At 35.7% G+C, this 540-nt stretch carries 1 pseudogene; it reads left to right on the forward strand.

What is annotated here, in order from left to right:
- Positions 1-218: 218 nt before the first annotated feature.
- Positions 219-540 (forward strand): annotated as a pseudogene (locus RR876_RS17265) (TonB-dependent receptor); the annotation flags it as partial.

Raw genomic sequence — 540 nt, forward strand, 5'->3', positions numbered from 1 at the left:
TGAAAAGTATTGTATATAATGTTCCAAGGAAAAGGATGCTTTAGGCATCCTTTTTACATTTTTGATTTGTAAAATCGATTAACTACAACGAAAAAGTAGTTGCAAATGAAAACACTTCTCATTTATCATTAGCCCACTTTAGTTGTTCTATTCGATGCGCTTGATCTAGAAAATACTTTGTTTTGTAGTTTGAGTCAGTTTTAGGTATTTAGATTCTTATGAGTCACTCTTCCACAGCACCACTTCATACGCCTCCACCAATGAAGAAAAAAGTTATTGCGGCTATTTTAGCGGTAATCGTTGGTCATGTCGGTGTTCTCTGGGCTGTTAGTCAAATGAAAGCACCAGAATTACCTCAAATCAAAAAAGAACCTTTAAAAGTTAAATTTGTAAAGATTAAAGAACCGCCACCGCCTAAAGAGCTTCCTAAGCCGAAAGAACCACCAAAACCTAAACAAGTTAAGATTGTTGAAAAAGCGTTACCTCCACCGAAGAAAGTGGAAAAGGTGGTAGAAGTTAAAAAAGCTGAGACTAAGAAAG

It is taken from the genome of Acinetobacter sp. (assembly GCF_036666595.1).
GTDB lineage: Bacteria > Pseudomonadota > Gammaproteobacteria > Pseudomonadales > Moraxellaceae > Acinetobacter.